This window comes from Phyllobacterium sp. YR620 (genome assembly GCF_900104165.1).
Taxonomy (GTDB): Bacteria; Pseudomonadota; Alphaproteobacteria; order Rhizobiales; family Rhizobiaceae; genus Phyllobacterium; species Phyllobacterium pellucidum.
In genome coordinates this window covers 116,475-133,621 of record NZ_FNJP01000008.1, presented here as the reverse complement: position 1 = coordinate 133,621, position 17,147 = coordinate 116,475, and the positions used below count along the sequence as shown (strand labels likewise).

Here is a 17,147-nt window from a genome sequence, read left to right as displayed (position 1 = left end):
ATGACTGTCGCGACCTATTTTGACGAAATGTCCTACGGCCCCGCGCCCGAAGCCGATACCGAAGCCCGCGATTGGCTGGCTCGCCACAAGTCGAGTTTTGGCCACTTCATCAACGGCGCCTTCGTGCCCTCTACGTCGGGGAAGACGTTTGATACGTTCGAGCCCGCCACCGGAAAAACCCTTGCCAAACTCGCCGTTGGTGACAAGGCGGATGTCGACAAGGCGGTCAGCGCAGCCCGCAAGGCGCAAGTTTCCTGGGCAAGGCTTCCCGGTCACCTTCGTGCTCGCCACCTCTATGCGCTTGCCAGGACGATCCAGCGGCACGCCCGCCTGATCGCAGTGGTCGAAGCCATAGACAACGGCAAGCCGATCCGCGAGACGCGCGATATCGATGTGCCGCTCGCCGCTCGCCACTTTTATCATCATGCGGGATGGGCGCAGATCCAGGACACTGAATTTGCGGATCACGTTCCGGTAGGCGTCGTCGGCCAGATCATTCCCTGGAACTTTCCCTTTCTCATGCTCGCATGGAAGATTGCCCCCGCCCTGGCGCTCGGCAACACGGTTGTTCTTAAGCCTGCCGAATTTACCTCGCTGACCGCCTTGCTTTTCGCGGAACTGGCAGCGGCGGCCGGCCTTCCAGCGGGCGTTCTCAATATTGTCACCGGCGAGGGTGAAACCGGCGCGCTGATCGTAGATCATGGCGACATCGACAAGATTGCCTTTACAGGGTCGACGGAAGTCGGCCGCGTCATCCGCGAGCGCACTGCGGGCAGCGGCAAATCGCTTACCCTCGAACTTGGCGGCAAGTCACCCTTCATCGTCTTCGATGATGCCGACATCGATGGCGCGGTCGAAGGTGTCGTCGATGCGATCTGGTTCAACCAGGGTCAGGTATGCTGCGCCGGATCGAGGCTCCTCGTCCAGGAAGGCATCGCCAGGCTTTTCCATGATCGACTGAAGCGCCGCATGCAGACGTTGCGGGTCGGCCTCCCGCTCGACAAGTCGATCGACATGGGCGCCATCGTTGCGCCCGTGCAACTCAGCCGCATCGAGGCGCTGGTAAAGAAGGGCCTTGCCGAAGGCGCAGAACTGCACCAGGCGCAGATCGAAATGCCAAAGGGCGGAAGTTTCTACCCGCCGACGCTTCTGAGCGGCGTGCAACCCACCTCGATCGTCGCGACGGAAGAGATTTTTGGGCCGGTTGCCGTGTCCATGACGTTTCGCACGCCCGAGGAAGCGGTCCAACTTGCCAATCATTCGCGCTATGGTCTTTCCGCCAGCGTGTGGAGCGAGACGATCGGCCTCGCGCTTAACGTCGCGGCCAAGCTTGCGGCCGGCGTCGTCTGGGTCAACGCGACAAACCTGTTTGATGCCGCGGTCGGCTTTGGCGGCAAGCGCGAATCCGGCTTTGGACGTGAGGGCGGGCGCGAAGGCTGCTACGAATATTTAAAGCCCAAAGCGTGGATCGGCCGCAAGGCGCGCGTTCTACCGAATCTGCCCGAGCTCAAGCCGGTAGTCGGGGATTTTTCCGCGCCGGCGATTGACCGGACGACCAAGCTCTTCATCGGCGGCAAGCAGGCGCGGCCGGACGGCAATTATTCGCGCGCCGTGATCTCCCCTAAGGGCAAGGTGATTGGAGAGGTCGGCGACGGCAACCGCAAGGATATCCGCAACGCCGTTGTTGCCGCGCAGGCGGCCTCCGCCTGGTCGAGCGCGACGACGCACAATCGCGCTCAGATCCTCTATTACATCGCCGAAAACCTTTCCGGACGTGCCGACGAATTTGCCGCGCGGATTGCCGCCATGACCGGGTCTTCCGCAGCGGCGGCGAGGGCGGAGGTGGACGCCTCTATCGCACGGCTCTTTACCTATGGCGCCTGGGCGGACAAGTTCGAGGGCGCGGTGCATGCTCCGCCCCTGCGGGGTGTGGCCTTGGCAATGCCGGAACCGTTGGGCGTCGCTGGTGCCGTATGCCCGCCCGAAGCTCCGCTACTCGGTTTTGTCAGCCTTGTTGCGCCGCTTGTCGCCATGGGCAACCGCGTGGTTGCGGTGCCGAGTGAAGCCTACCCGCTCGCCGCGACTGATTTCTACTCGATCCTCGAGACGTCGGATGTGCCAGCGGGCGTCATCAACATAGTGACCGGATCGGCAATCGAACTCGCCAAGACCCTTGCAGCTCACAACGATGTCGATGCTGTTTGGGCGTTTGGCAGCGATGAACTATCCGCCACTGTCGAGAAACTGTCCGTCGGCAACCTTAAGCGGACCTTCGTCGATTACGGCAAGGCCACCGATTGGAACGACCGCGCCGCCGCCGAAGGCACGCTTTTCCTGCGCCGCGCCGTCGATGTAAAGAATATCTGGATTCCTTACGGCGAATAGGAATAGTCAGAGATCAAGGCCCTGCAACTCTGGAGGAATTTCATGCTCAAGAATATCGACCCGGCGCTCAATGCGGACGTTCTCCACGCGTTGCGGTCCATGGGTCACGCCGACACGCTGGTGATTTCAGATACAAACTTTCCCTCCGACGCCATCGCTCGGCAAACGACGTTGGGCAAGCTCCTGCGGATCGACAATGTTTCCGCTGCTCGCGCGATAAAGGCGATTTTGTCGGTGATGCCGCTGGATACGCCGATTCAGCCGTCGGTCGGTCGCATGGAAGTCATGGGCGCGCCGGGCGAAGTGCCGCCGGTACAGCGTGAAGTGCAAGCTGAGGTCGATGCGGCCGAAGGCAAGGCCTCGCCCATGTACGGCATCGAGCGCTTTGCGTTCTACGAGGAAGCAAAGAAGGCCTATTGCGTGATTACCACTGGAGAGACCCGGTTCTACGGGTGCTTTATGCTCACCAAGGGCGTCATTCCACCGGAGACAGCCTAACAAGCAATCGCCGCCGGCGCGAAGGCACTGGCGGCGATGAGCTCTTTGCCCAGAAGGGTTTTAAGCCTGCGGCTGCTTTGTCTTGCGCAGGTAGGGCAGAACCCGTTCGAACTCACCGAAGCGCTCCTTCGCCTCTTCGTCCGAAACGGCGGCCGTGATGATCACGTCTTCTCCCTGTTGCCACTGCGCCGGCGTCGCCACCTTGTGCTTGGCTGTCAGCTGGATACTGTCGATCGCGCGCAGGATCTCGTCGAAGTTCCGGCCGGTCGTCATCGGATAGGTAATCGTGAGTTTGATCTTCTTGTCCGGTCCGATCACGAATACCGAGCGCACGGTTGCATTGTCTGCGGGTGTGCGGCCTTCGGATGTATCGCCTGCTTCAGCCGGCAACATGTCGTAGAGCTTCGCGACCTTGAGCTCCTTATCGCCGATCAACGGGTAGTCGACCTCGTGGCCCGTCGCCGACTTGATGTCAGCCTTCCACTTGGCGTGGCTTTCGACAGGATCGACGGAAATGCCGATGATCTTGGCGTTGCGCTTGGCAAATTCGGGAGCAAGGCCAGCCATGTAACCGAGTTCGGTGGTGCAGACCGGCGTAAAATTTTTCGGATGGCTGAACAGCACGGCATAGCTGTCCTTGATCCAGTCATGAAAATGGATCTCGCCCTGCGTCGTGTCAGCGGTAAAATCCGGTGCGGTATCATTGATACGTAGGCCCATTGTAGTTCTCCCAGTCCGATGACGGTTGAAACCAACGCGATTGCTTACAGGCGCTGCGTGGCCAGGCGTTGGATTGGAGCGAAATCTAGCACGGCCCATTGGCGCTGAACAATCACCGGCTCCAATATCTTTGGTATGGGGCCGGCAAAGTAGGGTCACGCGTTATTGATCGGCGAAGTCGAACTGCCCCTTTCGCGCCACGATTTTTTCACTCGCCTGACATGCGGCGCAACTATGATTCGAGGCACAAGCGATGCGAGACAGATCGGCAAGCAAGATGAACACATCAGCAAATCGATGGACGCCGCATTGGGCAATTCACCCGGGCCAGCATCTCCTTGAGTGCATCCAATCCCGCGGCCTGTCCGTGGAAGACTTTGCCGACCGAGCGGACCTGCCCGCAACCACGCTCGATGCCATCATCGCGGGACGGCATCCCATAACCTACGACATCGCCCTTCGGATCGAACGCTCCTTCGGCATCATGCCGGACTTCTGGTTCCTTTTGCAGTCCAAGTGGCACCGCCAGCAGGAAACTATGAAAACCCCTGCATAAGGATGGTCTCGCTTTATCATTGCTTATTTGGGGGCGTGCGCCTCGACAACCTTCTTGCAGGCCGGCGAGAGTTGGTCCAACTGCTTTGCCAGGCACTCGAAAATGCGCCCGCCACCGGGCGCTACGCCGGTACAGTATTTCTGATAGTCCGGCATGCATGCTTCCCGCTCGGCAGCTGTCTGTGCCGCTGCCATGCCGCCGGAAAGTCCAATGCCGATCGCAAGTAAACCAAAGAACAACCGCATGACAACCTCCCAAAATATGCCGCTGAAGATCTATCCTCCGATTGCGGAATAACGTAGCATCCGACTGGATTTCCCTGCAACCAACGTCAATCGGGGAGTTTGATGGCAGGTCTATTGGGGTTGCGTGCCGGCAGGCGCGAAGACAATGCATATCGCCCGCAAAGACAGCTGGGCGGAGACCCAAACTCAATATTTGCGGCCATTTTGAGAGCTATTCCCCGCAAGAGAATGGTCCTCTCCGCTGCTTTGCTTACCGGCGCTTTCGCACTCGCCGCCTGCAGCGAACAGAACACCTACGAGCCGCCGCCGCCGCCAAAAGTTGATGTGGCCCTACCGGTCAAGCAAAATGTGACGCCCTATCTTGAAACGACCGGCACCACGGCCTCCATCAATTCGACGGCTCTGGTCGCCCGCGTTCAGGGGTTCATCCAATCGATCAACTACCGGGATGGCGATGCGGTGAAGGCCGGGACGGTGCTTTTTGTCATCGAACCGGAGCCTTACCAGCTGGCGCTCGATCAAGCGAACGCTGCCAAGGCATCCGCCGACGCGGCGCTGAAGCAATCGCAAGCAGAATTTGAGCGCCAAAAGGCCCTCGTCGCCAAGACCTTCGCCACGCAGCAGGATCTCGAAAAAGCCGAAGCCGCCCGTGACGCCAATATTGCTGCCCAGCAGCAGGCGACAGCCAGCATTCAGCAGGCCGAACTCAATCTGAGCTATACGCAGGTCAAGGCGCCCTTCGATGGTGTCGTCACCGCGCGGCTCGTTTCGGTGGGCGAACTTGTTGGCCCCAATAATGTATCGACCCTCGCCAGCATCGTGCAATTCAACCCGATTTATGTCGACTTCAACGTCAGCGAAAAGGAGGTCTTGCGTGTTCGCGCGACAATGCAGAAGCGCGGAGTGACGACGCAGGATCTGAAGAAGATACCGGTCGAGATCGGCCTGCAAACCGAGAAAGGCTACCCTCACGTCGGAGCCCTCGACTACGCCGCTCCGATAATAACGGCGAATACCGGCCAGCTTGCCGTCCGCGGTGTGTTTGACAATGAAAATCGGCAATTGCTGCCAGGCTATTTCGTGCGCGTGCGCGTGCCGCTTTTCGAGGAGCCGGACAGGCTGCTCGTGCCCGACCGCGCCGTCGGCAGTGATCAAAGCGGGCGCTATGTGCTCATTGCGGGCAAGGATGATATCGTAGAACAACGCACGGTTCAGCTCGGCCAGCTTGTCGGCGAGTTGCGTGTCGTCAGTTCCGGCGTCACCGCCGATGACCGCGTCGTTGTCTCCGGCCTGTTGACGGCCATTCCCGGCCAGAAGATCGAACCGCATATGACTGTACTCACCGCCACTGCTGCTGACGGCGTGACGCAATGATCTCCAAATTTTTCATCGAGCGCCCGGTCCTTGCCAATGTCATCGCCATTCTCATGGTGGTCATCGGGTTCGTGTCGCTCTACCGGCTGCCGATTGCGCAATATCCCAACGTCGTGCCGCCAACTGTGCAAGTGACGACCCGCTATCCCGGCGCGAGCGCCCGTACGCTGATCGACACGGTGGCGCTGCCCATCGAACAGCAGGTCAACGGCGTCGAGGGCATGCTCTACATGCAGTCCTATTCCGCGTCCGATGGCAGCTATACGCTGACGGTCACCTTTGCGATCGGCACCGATCTCGATGCGGCGCAGGTTCTTGTGCAGAACCGGGTTTCGGCGGCGCTTGCCGCTCTGCCGCAGTCGGTGCAGGTACAGGGTGTAAACGTCCAGAAGAAATCGACGTCGATCCTTGAAATTGTAACCCTGACGTCGCCTGACGATCGCTTCGACAGTCTCTATCTCAGCAACTATGCCACGATCCGTCTGAAGGACGAGCTCGCGCGTGTCCCCGGCGTCGGCAATGTCAGCGTCTTCGGTGCGGGCCAGTACTCGATGCGGATCTGGCTCGACGCCAACAAGATGCGGGCACGCAGCCTGACCGCCCAGGATGTCATCCAGGCGCTGCAACAGCAAAGCACGCAGGTGACCGCAGGGCAGGTCGGCATCCCGCCGGTGCCGGCGGACCAGTCGTTTCAATATACGATCAATGTTGAAAGCCGCCTCAGCGATCCCGAGCAGTTCGGCGCCGTCATCGTCAAGACCGGCACCAATGGGGACTTCACCCGCGTTCGCGATATCGGCCGCGTCGAACTCGGTGCGCAGACCTATGGTCAGTACTTCAAGCTCGACGGCAAGCAGGCCGCGGGCCTCGCAATCTTTCTGTCACCCGGCGCCAACGCGCTGAATGTCGCCAAGCTTGTCAGCGATCGCATGAAGGCGCTCGCCGCCGAATTCCCGCAAGGCGTCACCTATTCGATACCGTTTGATACCACCACATTCGTCAGCCAGGCGATCAACGAGGTCTACAAGACGCTGTTTGAGGCGGCGCTGCTGGTGCTGATCGTCATTCTCGTCTTTCTGCAGGATTGGCGCGCCATGCTCGTGCCGGCAACGACCGTTCCGGTCACGATCATCGGCGCCTTCGCGGCGATGGCGGCCATGGGATTTTCCGTCAACCTGTCGACACTGTTCGCGATCGTGCTTGCCATCGGGATTGTGGTCGATGACGCCATCGTGGTTGTCGAAGGCGCTGCCCACAATATCGAGCAGGGCATGTCCGGGCACGATGCGGCGATCAGTGCTATGGACCTGCTGTTCGGACCGATCGTCGGCATTACCCTCGTGCTGATGGCGGTGTTCCTGCCCGCTTCGTTCCTGCCCGGCATCACCGGACAGATCTTCTCGCAGTTCGCGCTGGTTATCGCGGCGACGGCGTTGATCAGCGCGATCAATGCCGTAACCCTCAAGCCGACCCAATGCGCCCTGTGGCTGCGGCCGACCGTACCAATGGAAAAGCGCAATGTGTTCTATCGCGGCTTCAACGCCGTCTACCAGCGCGTCGAAAACGCCTATATCCGGCTGATCGGATCAATGGTCAGCCGCGCCGGGCTCATGGCAATCATCGCCTTGGCGATCATCGGCGCGGCGGGTTACGGCCTGACGCGCGCCTCGACGAGCTTCCTGCCCATCGAGGACCAGGGCTATCTGCTGGCAGCGGTCCAGCTTCCTGATGGCGCGGCGCTGGGGCGGACGCAAAAGGTCCTGGAGGATGTCGGGAAGGTCGCCAAGGAAACGCCAGGGGTGAAGCAGGTCATCACCATTGCCGGCATGTCAGCCCTCGACAATAGTTCCACCCTCGCCAATGCCGGCCTTGCCTACATCATGCTCAATGATTGGAGCCAGCGCGGGAAGGGTGAAGACCTTGGATCGCTCTACCAAAAGCTGAATGCAAGCCTCGCCGCGAATTCCGAGGCCCGCATCATCGTCCTGCCGCCGCCGCCGATCCAGGGCATCGGCAATGCGGGCGGCTTTACGATGCAGGTCGAAGTCCGTGACGGGAGCTTCGATCTCGCTAAATTGCAGAGCGTGACGAATACCATGGTCGCTGCTGCGGAAGCGCAATCCGGCATCCAGCGTGCAAGCGCGCCGTTCCGGGCGACCGTGCCGCAATACGATGTCCAGATCAATCGCGAGAAGGTGGAGACGCTGCTCCTCACCGCCGATCAGGTGTTCGATACGCTCGCGAGCTATCTCGGCTCCAGCTATGTCGACCAGTTCAACAAATTCGGCCGTGTCTTCCAGATCTATGTCCAGGGTGATGCGCAGTTCCGCCTGGCGCCCGACGACATCAACAATCTCACCGTGCGCAACAAGAATGGGGACATGATCCCGCTCGGCACTGTCCTGACCATTACGCCAAGCGTCGGTCCTTCGCTGATCAGCCTCTATAACCTTTATCCGTCCGCCTCGATCACGGGCGTTCCCGAAGCCAATTTTTCCTCGGGACAGGCAATGAACCTTATGGAACAGATTGCCGAGAAGACCATGCCGCCGGGCTTCGGTTTCGATTGGACCGCACTCTCATTCCAGGAAAAGATTGTCGGCAACCAGATGTATCTGGTCTTCGCGCTTGCCCTCCTTTTGGTGTATCTCGTTCTGGCCGGCCAATATGAGAGCTGGATCGCGCCGGTTTCTGTCCTCCTCGCGGCCCCGATGTCGCTGGTCGGACCGGTTGGAGTACTGCTTGGCGCGAACACGCCCATCAATCTCTATGTCCAAATCGGCTTGATCCTGCTCATCGCGCTTTCCGCTAAAAATGCCATCCTGATTGTCGAAATGGCGCGGGAATTGCGGGCCTCAGGGAAGTCGATTACAGAATCCGCAATCGAAGCGGCGAGGTCCCGCTTCCGGCCTATCCTCATGACATCGTTTGCCTTTATTCTCGGCGTGGCGCCGCTCGTCGTGGCGACGGGTGCCGGCGCCAGTGCGCGCAAATCGATCGGCATCACCGTGTTCAGCGGTATGATCGCTTCGACCTGCCTAGCAGTGCTGTTCGTGCCATCATTCTTCGTCATTATGCAGCGTTTCGAGGAGTGGCGCTCAGCGCGCAAGCAGCCAGCCAAGGCCCCGATCGCCGAAGCCTAATAGTGGACGAAAGGCGCGATCGCCCAAACATCTGACTTAGCCCAAAGGGATGACACGACTCTTGACGGGGTGACATGGTAACCTTCCGCCTTTGGTGAAGGGGGTGCCATGACGTGGATGCGTGGTGCCGCGATCGTGGCGTTGAGCCTCTCGCTGTTTAGCCCGAGGCCTCTTGTTGCTGCTGAAGCAATTGGCGAAGCGGTCCGGATCAAGACCGAAGTAACCGGCGCGGGCGGGACGTTGGCCGTTACCGATCCCGTACATCGCAACGAGAAGATCAGCACGTCCCCGGACGGCCTCGGCCAGTTCGTGTTCAAGGACGGCACCAAGCTTGCGGTGGGGTGGGGTTCGTCCGTTACCCTCGACAAATTTGTCTTCGATGATTCCGACACGGTCAAGAGGCTCTCGATCAAGGCCGCGAAAGGGACTTTCCGCTGGATCAGCGGCAGCTCGAAATCGTCCGCTTATGAGATACTCACGCCCGCCGGCACGATTGGCGTCCGCGGCACGGCGTTCGACTTCTATATCGATCGCGATGGCACTACTGCCGTCGTGCTGCTTAGCGGCGCAGTCGGATTTTGCGGCCCGGGTGGCTGCCGGCAACTGACGAAGCGCTGCGACTGCGTTGTCGCGAAACCCAATGGCCGTATGACGAACCCCGGCCGCGTCAACCAGAGCATCTTCAAGACGCTGGGCAATAACCGCGCCCTGCCGTTCCTGTCCGGCAATCAGCAACTTTCGACCGGCTTCGGACGGTTTGTAACTGGTTGCGGGCTTTCCAAGGCTGTGTCGGATCCTGCCCAGACCGCACCCGAAAGAAACAGGCCCGAGCGACCGACGCCAGCGGCTCCCGCTCCACCGGCGCCCACGCCGGTGGCACAGAACGACCCGGATCCGCCGGCACCGCCGAGCCCACCGGCTGCTCCGACCCCGCAGGCGGAACCGCCTGATACGCCAACCGTGCCGGATAAGCCGGACGAACCCGATAAGCCCGACAAGCCCGACAAGCCCGACAAGGGGCATCATCACGGCAAACATGATCGCCATGACCATGATCGCGACGACGATCATCATGACGGCGATCGCAGGGGCCGTGGCGGCTGGGATGGTGGCGGTCGACACCAACGTTAGTCGAACTGTTCTCGCCGGCACCGGCTATCTTGAATGGCCGTTGCCTTTGCGCCTCGGCTCATCGAGATAATGTTGGGATCTGCGTGTTATGCGGCCGTAAAATTCCGGCAGCCCAACGCCCAAATCCGCGGCTTTCGACTTGGCAGCATTGACCATTCTGCGGCTGGTTGTCGACTGCGCGCGCATTGCCGCGATAAGTTGGCGGTGAATGGTCTGCAATTCGGCGAATTTCGCCGACGTCGAGATTTGCTCATTACCGACCACGGCAAAGAGTTTCGTACGCGTGCTCTTGCCCTTTAGCGCAAGGTCGCCGACCTCCAGCAATGCGTAGTCTGGCAGGAGACGCGCGGTGTTGTTGGACACGAGAATATCGAAGCCCACATCCTTGCAGGACGATTCGATACGTGCCGCGACATTGACGGCGTCGCCGACCGCCGAATAATTGAAGCGTGCCTCGGCCCCCATATTGCCGACGCAGGCGATGCCGGTGTGAATGCCGATGCCGATGCCTACGGGTTGTCCCTCGCCGAATCCAAACGCGTCGCGGGCGTTGAGCTTAACGAGTGTCTCGCGCATGCCAAGCGCCGCCCGCACTGCCTTGCGGCCATGGTCGGCGACATCGACCGGTGCATTCCAGAACGCCATGATCGAGTCGCCGATGAACTTGTCGAGCGTTCCCTCATTGGCAATGACATGCTGGCTCAAGGCATCGAGAAGCGTATTCAGGAAGCCGACGAGAGCGGTCGGTTCGAGCCGCTCGCTGATTTCAGTGAAATTCCGCACATCGACGAACATCACGGTGAGTTCGCGATCATCCCCGCCAAGCTGCAAGGCATTGCGCGTGTGCTCGATGCGATAAAGCAGTGAGGGCGAAAGATAGTGACCGAAGGCCTTGCGAACCTCCCGACGTTCTCGATCAGTCACCAGAAAGCGGAATGCCGTCGCCCCAAAATGCGTGACCGACCAGCCGACGATCGGGGCGAGAGGGTCAAACAGCAGTCCAGCATAGTAGAAGGCGAGCCACGATGCGGCGAGGCCGAGCGCAGTGATCAGCAAGCCGCAGGCGAGTGCGAAGGCGGGACTGATGAAGGTTGTGACAAGGACAAGGAAGGTACCGCCGACGGCGACGGCAAGGATCTCGAGGCCGTTGGCCCAGTCCGGCCGTGACAGGAATTTGCCGGATAGAATCTGTTCGACCGTCTGCGCATGTAGCGAAACGCCCGGAACATTTTGTCCGAGCGCAGTGGCGCGAATATCCTGCAACCCCGCCGCTGATGTTCCAACGAAGACGATACTGCCTTCGATGGCGGATGCGAGTTCGGGCGAGTTGCCTTCCGCGCCAAGTACGCGCCGAGCCGAGATATAACGTTCGGCTCGGTCTGGGGTAACATAGAGCCACAATTCACCGGCGGCGGTGACGGGTACTGCAAACTCGCCGATCTTCACCTGTGTTATCGTGTCGGGGACATCGGGCGCATCGGCGAGAACATAGGTCGAAGCGCCCTGTGCGACGCGAAGCGCCTCGATAGCAAGGTTGGGGTAAAGCTGCTCGCCGTCGCTCAGAAACAGCGGAACCGTCCGCACAACCGACGTCGAACTGCCGGGATTGAGGCTGATATGGCCAAGGCCGGCGGCGTTTGCCTCAAGTTGCGGTCGCAGCGGCGTCGCCGATTTAATACGCGGCGGGGCGCCGAATGGACTTTCGCCCGTAAAGGCAAATCCCGCCTTTACGGGCGGGCGGTAGTTTCCTTCGTTCGACAGTCCAAAGCCCAACACGACGGGCTTTCCCAGAAGGGCGTTAGCAAAAATCGCATCATTGTCGGGAAACTTTTCAAGGAGCGCGGGATCGATACCCTTGACGTCGCGAACCACGTTGCTCGGAGACAGGCGATCCGGCTCGGCAAAAAGAATATCGAAGGCGATGGTCGAGGCGCCAAGATCGTTCAGTTTGTCGACAAGGGCAGCGATCCGGTCGCGCGGCCAGGGCCATTGTCCGTATTCTAGCAGTGATGCCTCATCGATATCGATCACCTTCACCGGCATGGGTTCGAAGGCGCGCGGCAGGATGCGTTGATATTCATCGAAGGTGACGTCGCGGGCAAACTTCAGGATGGGTGGATCACCGGCCCGGAGGATAGTGAGCACCGCCACGAAGGCAAGGCCGATAATTACCCCCAATTGCTGTGCGCGTGTCATGACCGCATTTGCCAGCCCTCCCTGGCAAGGCATCGACGGCAATTGCGCTGTCGCCCCTTGCACCGCCAGGAAATGGCATGCTGCCCGTTTCTTTGGCTCTATGCAATCGCTTCAACCCAATGGGATGGGCGCGCTCTTGTCCCGCCGAGCGTTCAACTATGGAGGCGACGCTCAGCGGCTTCGTTGGTATTCGATGCCGGTCCCGTGGCTGGCCGAGTACACCCGTGCGCTTCACGGGAACAGCATGCCTTCGACTGCAATGATTGCCGATCACGCGCTGAGATCGTTCGGCGGTTCGAACCGTTGGAAGCGGTTGCGGCCAGCAGCCTTTGCTGCGTAGAGCGCGATATCTGCCCGCTTGAACACGTCCGATGGCAAGCCAGCATCGACGACGGCGATGCCGACCGAGGCACCCAGTCGCAGCGTCCTGCCATCGTGCTCGATCGGCTGGCTCAGCGCTTCGACGATAGCGTGGGCAAGGTCCTCGGGCGCATCCCTGCCTTGCGATGGCTTTGTGAGAACGGCGAACTCGTCGCCGCCGATACGTGCGACGATCTCGGCGGCGCGGCAAGCATGTGCCAGGCGATGTGCCACTTCCTTCAGACAATCATCACCGACTGCGTGCCCGAGCGTGTCATTGACTTTCTTGAAACCGTCGAGATCGATCAGGAGCAACGCACCCGCATCGGTCATCTCGCCCTGTTGCTTGCACATCTGCGCAAGTTTCGCCTGGAATTGGGTCCGGTTGGCAAGGCCGGTCATCGGATCGTATTCGGCGAGATAGCGGGTCTGATCGAGGAGCAGCTTTTGCTCGGTGATGTCCTGCTTCATGCCAAAGATGCGCACGGGCTCATTGTCGGAGCATTCCACGGTAGCGGTAATGCGCATCCAGCGGCGATTGCCTTTTGCCGTGACGATTTCGGCTTCCATGGTGAATCCGCTATGCTCTTCGACGGCGCGGCTGCGGCGCCGAATGAGTTCGCGCGCGGATTCTGCAGAATAGTAGGACATGATCTCGTTTCGATCGAGCGGCGAGCCCCGTGGCAGATCGAAGATATCGTAGACGACGTCGGTCCAACGCAGCGTTTCATCGGGAAGGCTGCACTCCCAGATGCCGATCCGGGCTGCCGCCGCCGATTGATCGAATATTCTTTGGCTGTGAGCGAGCGCGGCTGCCTGCTGGCGGATGCGCGACTCCATGGCATCAAGCTCTGCCTTTATGCGCGACGCGGTTTCGGCATCATCGCGCCGACCAAGGGACGCGATCATTTCGGCTACCAGATCGGCAAGTTGGCGTGTCTTCGCGCTGGATACACTGCGCGCAGGCGTATTTGACATGTTGAGCTCAATTTGAAACTGCGAGTGCGGCACATGCAACAGTTGCGTTATAGCGATTAAGACTTTCTATATGAAGACGGCTACAGTCATGGTTGCCTTGCGCTTTGTGATCGCTACGGTAAATGAATTGATCGGCATGGTGAGGATCAAGGAATCTATCAAGGTGTAACGGTGCACCTACGGGTTGAATTTTTCACTCTAAAGTTGAATTGTGTTATTGGGCACCCTTATATTAGAGCTGTTTTAATTGATAAAAACTGTACTGCGACAAACACTGTTCGAAGCTTTTGTGGGGTAGGGGAAACTCATTGACCAAACGCATAGACGCCAAGCTCAAGGTCATTCTATTGGGCGGATCATCCAATGTGGGCAAATCAACCATTGGGGATGTGCTTGCGGGCAAGCTTGGCTGGCGCTGCGTTTCAACCGACAGCCTCGCCAAACATCCAGGCAGGCCATGGCCCAAGCGAAAGGAAAAGGTCCCGAACCACGTTTCGGAACACTACCTCAATTTGCAAGCCGACGAATTACTGGAGTCTGTGATCCTTCATCACAGGCGCATGTCGCCGCTCGTTGCGGAATTCATCTGGTCGATACTAAAGGGCGCCAATGACCAGAGAACTGTGCTCGAAGGCTCCGCTCTCTGGCCGTTTATTACAGCGGGTCATCGCCTGAAGGAAATCGGCGCGGTCTGGCTGACGGCTAGCGCGGAAACGTTGAGGTCGCGCATCCATGAAAGCAGCGGTTACCAGAATGCCGACGAACGAAGCCGCGCGATGATTGCAAGTTTTCTGGAGCGAACCATCCTCTTCGACCAGAAGACCACCGAACTTGTCAGGGAGCATGGCTGCAGGGTGCTCGATACGGATCAGTTCGCAACGACCGACGACATTGTTGGAGAGATCATCAATCAGTTCCCCTCCCAATCGAAGCGATAGCTACGAGTTTGCTTCACGGACGTCGAGATCCTGCAGCAAGTTTCCGAGTGGTTGCGGGCGGTGGAACAGGAAGCCCTGTCCAAAGCCGATGCCGAGCGAGCGCAAGATGCCGACAGCGCCGGTGTCTTCGATATGCTCGGCAACCACATCGACGCCGAGTTCGCGCGCAACGCTGCCGATCGACCGGACGACCGCTTGATTGAGCCGGCTGTTTGAGAGCTTTTCGATGAAGGCACCATCGATCTTGATGCTGTCGACATCGAAGTGGTGCAGGTAGCCGAAGGAACTGAGGCCCGCGCCAAAATCGTCGAGACTGATGCGGCAGCCAGCAGCCCGGGCTTCCTTGACGAAATTTTCGGCCGCCTCGTAATTGTTGACGGCCGTCGTTTCCGTGATCTCGAAGATCAGGCGCGAGGGGGAGACGTTTGTACGTTCCGTGGTCGTCTTGATGAACGACCACAAAGTCGGATCGCTGATCGTGTTGGCTGAAAGGTTGAGTGCGATCGCAACCTTGTCGGTCGCCATAAGCCGCTCGCCATATAGCTCCAGCGTGTGTTCAATGATCCAGCGGTCAACGATACCCATCAGGCCGAAGCGCTCCGCCGCCGGGATGAATTCCGCCGGAGCGATCAGCGTGCCGTCCGGAGCGCGCATGCGCGACAGGATTTCGATGTAGACCGTATTTTCGGTCGTATCGGAAATCTCCCTGATCTCCTGGCCGTAGATTTCCAGCCGTCCTTCCGCCAACGCCTCGAGAATGCCCGATGCAGCCTGGACGCTTGCAAGGTTCTCCTTCGCCGCGCCAGTGTTTTCATCGTAGATCGCTGTGCGGTTGCGCCCTTCCGCCTTGGCGGCGTAGCAGGCAGCGTCCGCCCGCGCGACTGCCTCGTTAAGAGTGAGGTTGGGGTCGTCGAGAAATGCGATACCGACACTTGCGCCGATCTCCTGCAGTTTCCCGTCCCATTCGAGGCGCACCTTGCGGATCTCTTCGATCAGGCGCTCGGCTATTGCCTTTGTGTCCTCGGGGTTGGCCGAGGGCAGGACCGCGGCGAACTCATCACCGCCCAGACGGCCGATGACGGCGTCATGCGGGAGAACGCTGTTCATGCTCGCAGTTGCAAGCTTCAGCAGCGCATCGCCGGCCGCGTGGCCGAGCGTGTCGTTCACCATCTTGAAACGGTCGAGGTCGATGTAGAGCAGCGCGTGTCGCCGGTCGGGGCTGGCAAGTATCGAGGCGGTGGCCACTTCGAATGCACGCCGATTGAGAAGCCCGGTCAAGGTATCGTGGGTCGCCGCGTGCGAGAGTTCACGTTGCAAATTGCGCGCGTTGGTCACGTCCTGAACGACGAGCACCGAGCCAGTGACCGCGCCGGCTGTATTGAAAATCGGTGACGCAAGGTCACGTATCGAGCGGCGTTCGCCATCGCTTCGGACGACGACCGCGTTTTCGACGCGATCGACCGTCGATCTGTTCTCCATCGCTCGCATCGTCGACGACGTCAAAACATGGTCGCTAACTTCGTCAACGAGGTGAAGGGCGCCGCTCACCGGGGCGCCGATCAGTTCGCTCGCAGATCGCAGCAACAGCCGTTCAGCGGCAGGGTTGGCAAAGGTGATGATATCGTCGACATTCGTTGTCAGCACTGCGTCACCGATCGATTGCAGCGTGACGCGATAAAGGTCCTTCTCGCGCGCCAGTGCCTCGGCGCTGTGCACCTGCTCGGTAATATCCCAGATGCTGCCCATCAGCATCTCCGGCATGCCCTCGCGCTTAACGAGGCGGGCAAGAGCATATACGTGGCGCACCTCGCCGTCGGGCTTGACGATGCGATAGCTCGTCTTCATGGGAATGCCGGTCTTGAAGGTCGCCTCGACCGCCTGTTCCGCTATCGCCGCGTCTTCCGGATGCAGGAGACGGTGCCAGGTGGCGCGGGGGACCTCGTCGGTGCCCGACCCGATGCCGAATATTTCGCGCATCCGCCGGTCCCAAAGTACTGTTTCGGTCTCGATGTTGAAATGCCACAGGCCAATCTGGCCCGCGTCCAGCGCCAGTTCGACGCGCTGGTTCAGCAGCGCCAGCTGATGTTCGGCATTCTTCTGGTCGGTAATATCCGTCTGAACGCCTATCATGCGGGTAGGCTTTCCGTCCGCATCCCACTCAACCACGCGGCCGCGATCGAGCACCCAGACCCAATGGCCGTCCTTGTGGCGCAGCCGGAACTCCGTTTCGATCTGCGGAATTTCGCCGGCAATATGCCGCTGTCCACTCTCGATGGCGCGCTGCTTGTCGTCCGGATGAATAAGCGTCAGCCAAAGATCGCCGCTGTCACCAAGTTCGTCCTCCCGGTAGCCGAGCATCCTTTTCCAGGTGGAGGAATAGTAGCACTGGCCGGTGACAAGATTGGAATCCCATACGCCCAGACCCGCCGATTCCAGGGCGAAGCTCCAGCGATTTGCCTCGGCGCTGTCGGCAGACTGATTGGGCCTTGTATGGAGGCGCATGTTGCGTACATCGGTCATGGCGGGAAGCTAGCATGGAAAGCAGGAAAATACAGTTAATGCCACCATACATCCTTTAGTCTATGTGCGATGCACAAAAACCCTTATTGCAATGCAGCAAAAT

The 17,147-nt window shown here is 59.7% G+C and carries 12 protein-coding genes; 7 read left to right on the top strand and 5 right to left on the bottom strand.

Translation table 11 applies throughout. The annotated features are described in order from the left end of the window. Positions 1–2,385, top strand: coding sequence for an aldehyde dehydrogenase family protein (locus BLR72_RS21480; protein ID WP_091951851.1), 2,385 nt, complete (start codon positions 1–3; stop codon positions 2,383–2,385). Positions 2,386–2,427: 42 nt separating this feature from the next. Beyond that, positions 2,428–2,883, top strand: a complete 456-nt coding sequence (locus BLR72_RS21475) for an RbsD/FucU family protein (protein ID WP_027232934.1) — start codon at positions 2,428–2,430, stop codon at positions 2,881–2,883. Between the two features lie 60 nt (positions 2,884–2,943). Here the strand turns inward: BLR72_RS21475 and BLR72_RS21470 are convergent, their stop codons facing one another. Continuing rightward, entirely contained in the window at positions 2,944–3,603 is a 660-nt protein-coding gene (locus BLR72_RS21470) for a peroxiredoxin (protein WP_027232933.1), read from the bottom strand. 277 nt (positions 3,604–3,880) lie between these two features. On the opposite strand from BLR72_RS21470, the gene BLR72_RS21465 reads away from it, so the two are divergent. After that, positions 3,881–4,159 carry a HigA family addiction module antitoxin gene (locus BLR72_RS21465; RefSeq protein WP_051615273.1) on the top strand — a complete coding sequence of 93 codons (279 nt, stop codon included), beginning with the start codon at positions 3,881–3,883 and terminating at the stop codon, positions 4,157–4,159. 23 nt (positions 4,160–4,182) lie between these two features. Here the strand turns inward: BLR72_RS21465 and BLR72_RS21460 are convergent, their stop codons facing one another. Beyond that, on the bottom strand, positions 4,183–4,404 hold the full coding sequence (locus BLR72_RS21460) for a cysteine rich repeat-containing protein (RefSeq protein ID WP_091951849.1): 222 nt from the start codon (positions 4,402–4,404) through the stop codon (positions 4,183–4,185). A 228-nt stretch (positions 4,405–4,632) separates the two neighbouring features. Here BLR72_RS21460 and BLR72_RS21455 point away from each other — a divergent pair, with 228 nt between their 5' ends. From BLR72_RS21455 to BLR72_RS21445, 3 genes are all read left to right on the top strand, one after another. Next, positions 4,633–5,778, top strand: coding sequence for an efflux RND transporter periplasmic adaptor subunit (locus BLR72_RS21455; RefSeq protein ID WP_036815042.1), 1,146 nt, complete (start codon positions 4,633–4,635; stop codon positions 5,776–5,778). Then, positions 5,775–8,921 (top strand): efflux RND transporter permease subunit, encoded by a 3,147-nt coding sequence (locus BLR72_RS21450; protein WP_091951847.1) that lies wholly within the window; start codon positions 5,775–5,777, stop codon positions 8,919–8,921. Before BLR72_RS21455 ends, BLR72_RS21450 begins: the two co-directional genes overlap by 4 nt. A 108-nt stretch (positions 8,922–9,029) precedes the next feature. After that, complete coding sequence (locus BLR72_RS21445) at positions 9,030–10,052, top strand: FecR family protein (RefSeq protein WP_091951845.1); 1,023 nt, start codon at positions 9,030–9,032, stop codon at positions 10,050–10,052. Positions 10,053–10,076: 24 nt separating this feature from the next. Here BLR72_RS21445 and BLR72_RS21440 read toward each other — a convergent pair whose 3' ends face one another. Beyond that, complete coding sequence (locus tag BLR72_RS21440) at positions 10,077–12,248, bottom strand: CHASE2 domain-containing protein (protein ID WP_091951843.1); 2,172 nt, start codon at positions 12,246–12,248, stop codon at positions 10,077–10,079. 270 nt (positions 12,249–12,518) lie between these two features. Beyond that, positions 12,519–13,586: a diguanylate cyclase domain-containing protein gene (locus tag BLR72_RS21435; RefSeq protein ID WP_091951841.1), complete on the bottom strand. Its 1,068-nt coding sequence runs from the start codon at positions 13,584–13,586 to the stop codon at positions 12,519–12,521. A 308-nt stretch (positions 13,587–13,894) separates the two neighbouring features. On the opposite strand from BLR72_RS21435, the gene BLR72_RS21430 reads away from it, so the two are divergent. Further along, positions 13,895–14,524 (top strand): P-loop NTPase family protein, encoded by a 630-nt coding sequence (locus tag BLR72_RS21430; RefSeq protein ID WP_091951839.1) that lies wholly within the window; start codon positions 13,895–13,897, stop codon positions 14,522–14,524. On the opposite strand, the gene BLR72_RS21425 is transcribed toward BLR72_RS21430, so the two are convergent. After that, a complete protein-coding gene (locus BLR72_RS21425) occupies positions 14,525–17,044 on the bottom strand; it encodes an EAL domain-containing protein (protein ID WP_091951838.1) in 2,520 nt (839 codons plus the stop codon). Positions 17,045–17,147 lie beyond the last annotated feature (103 nt).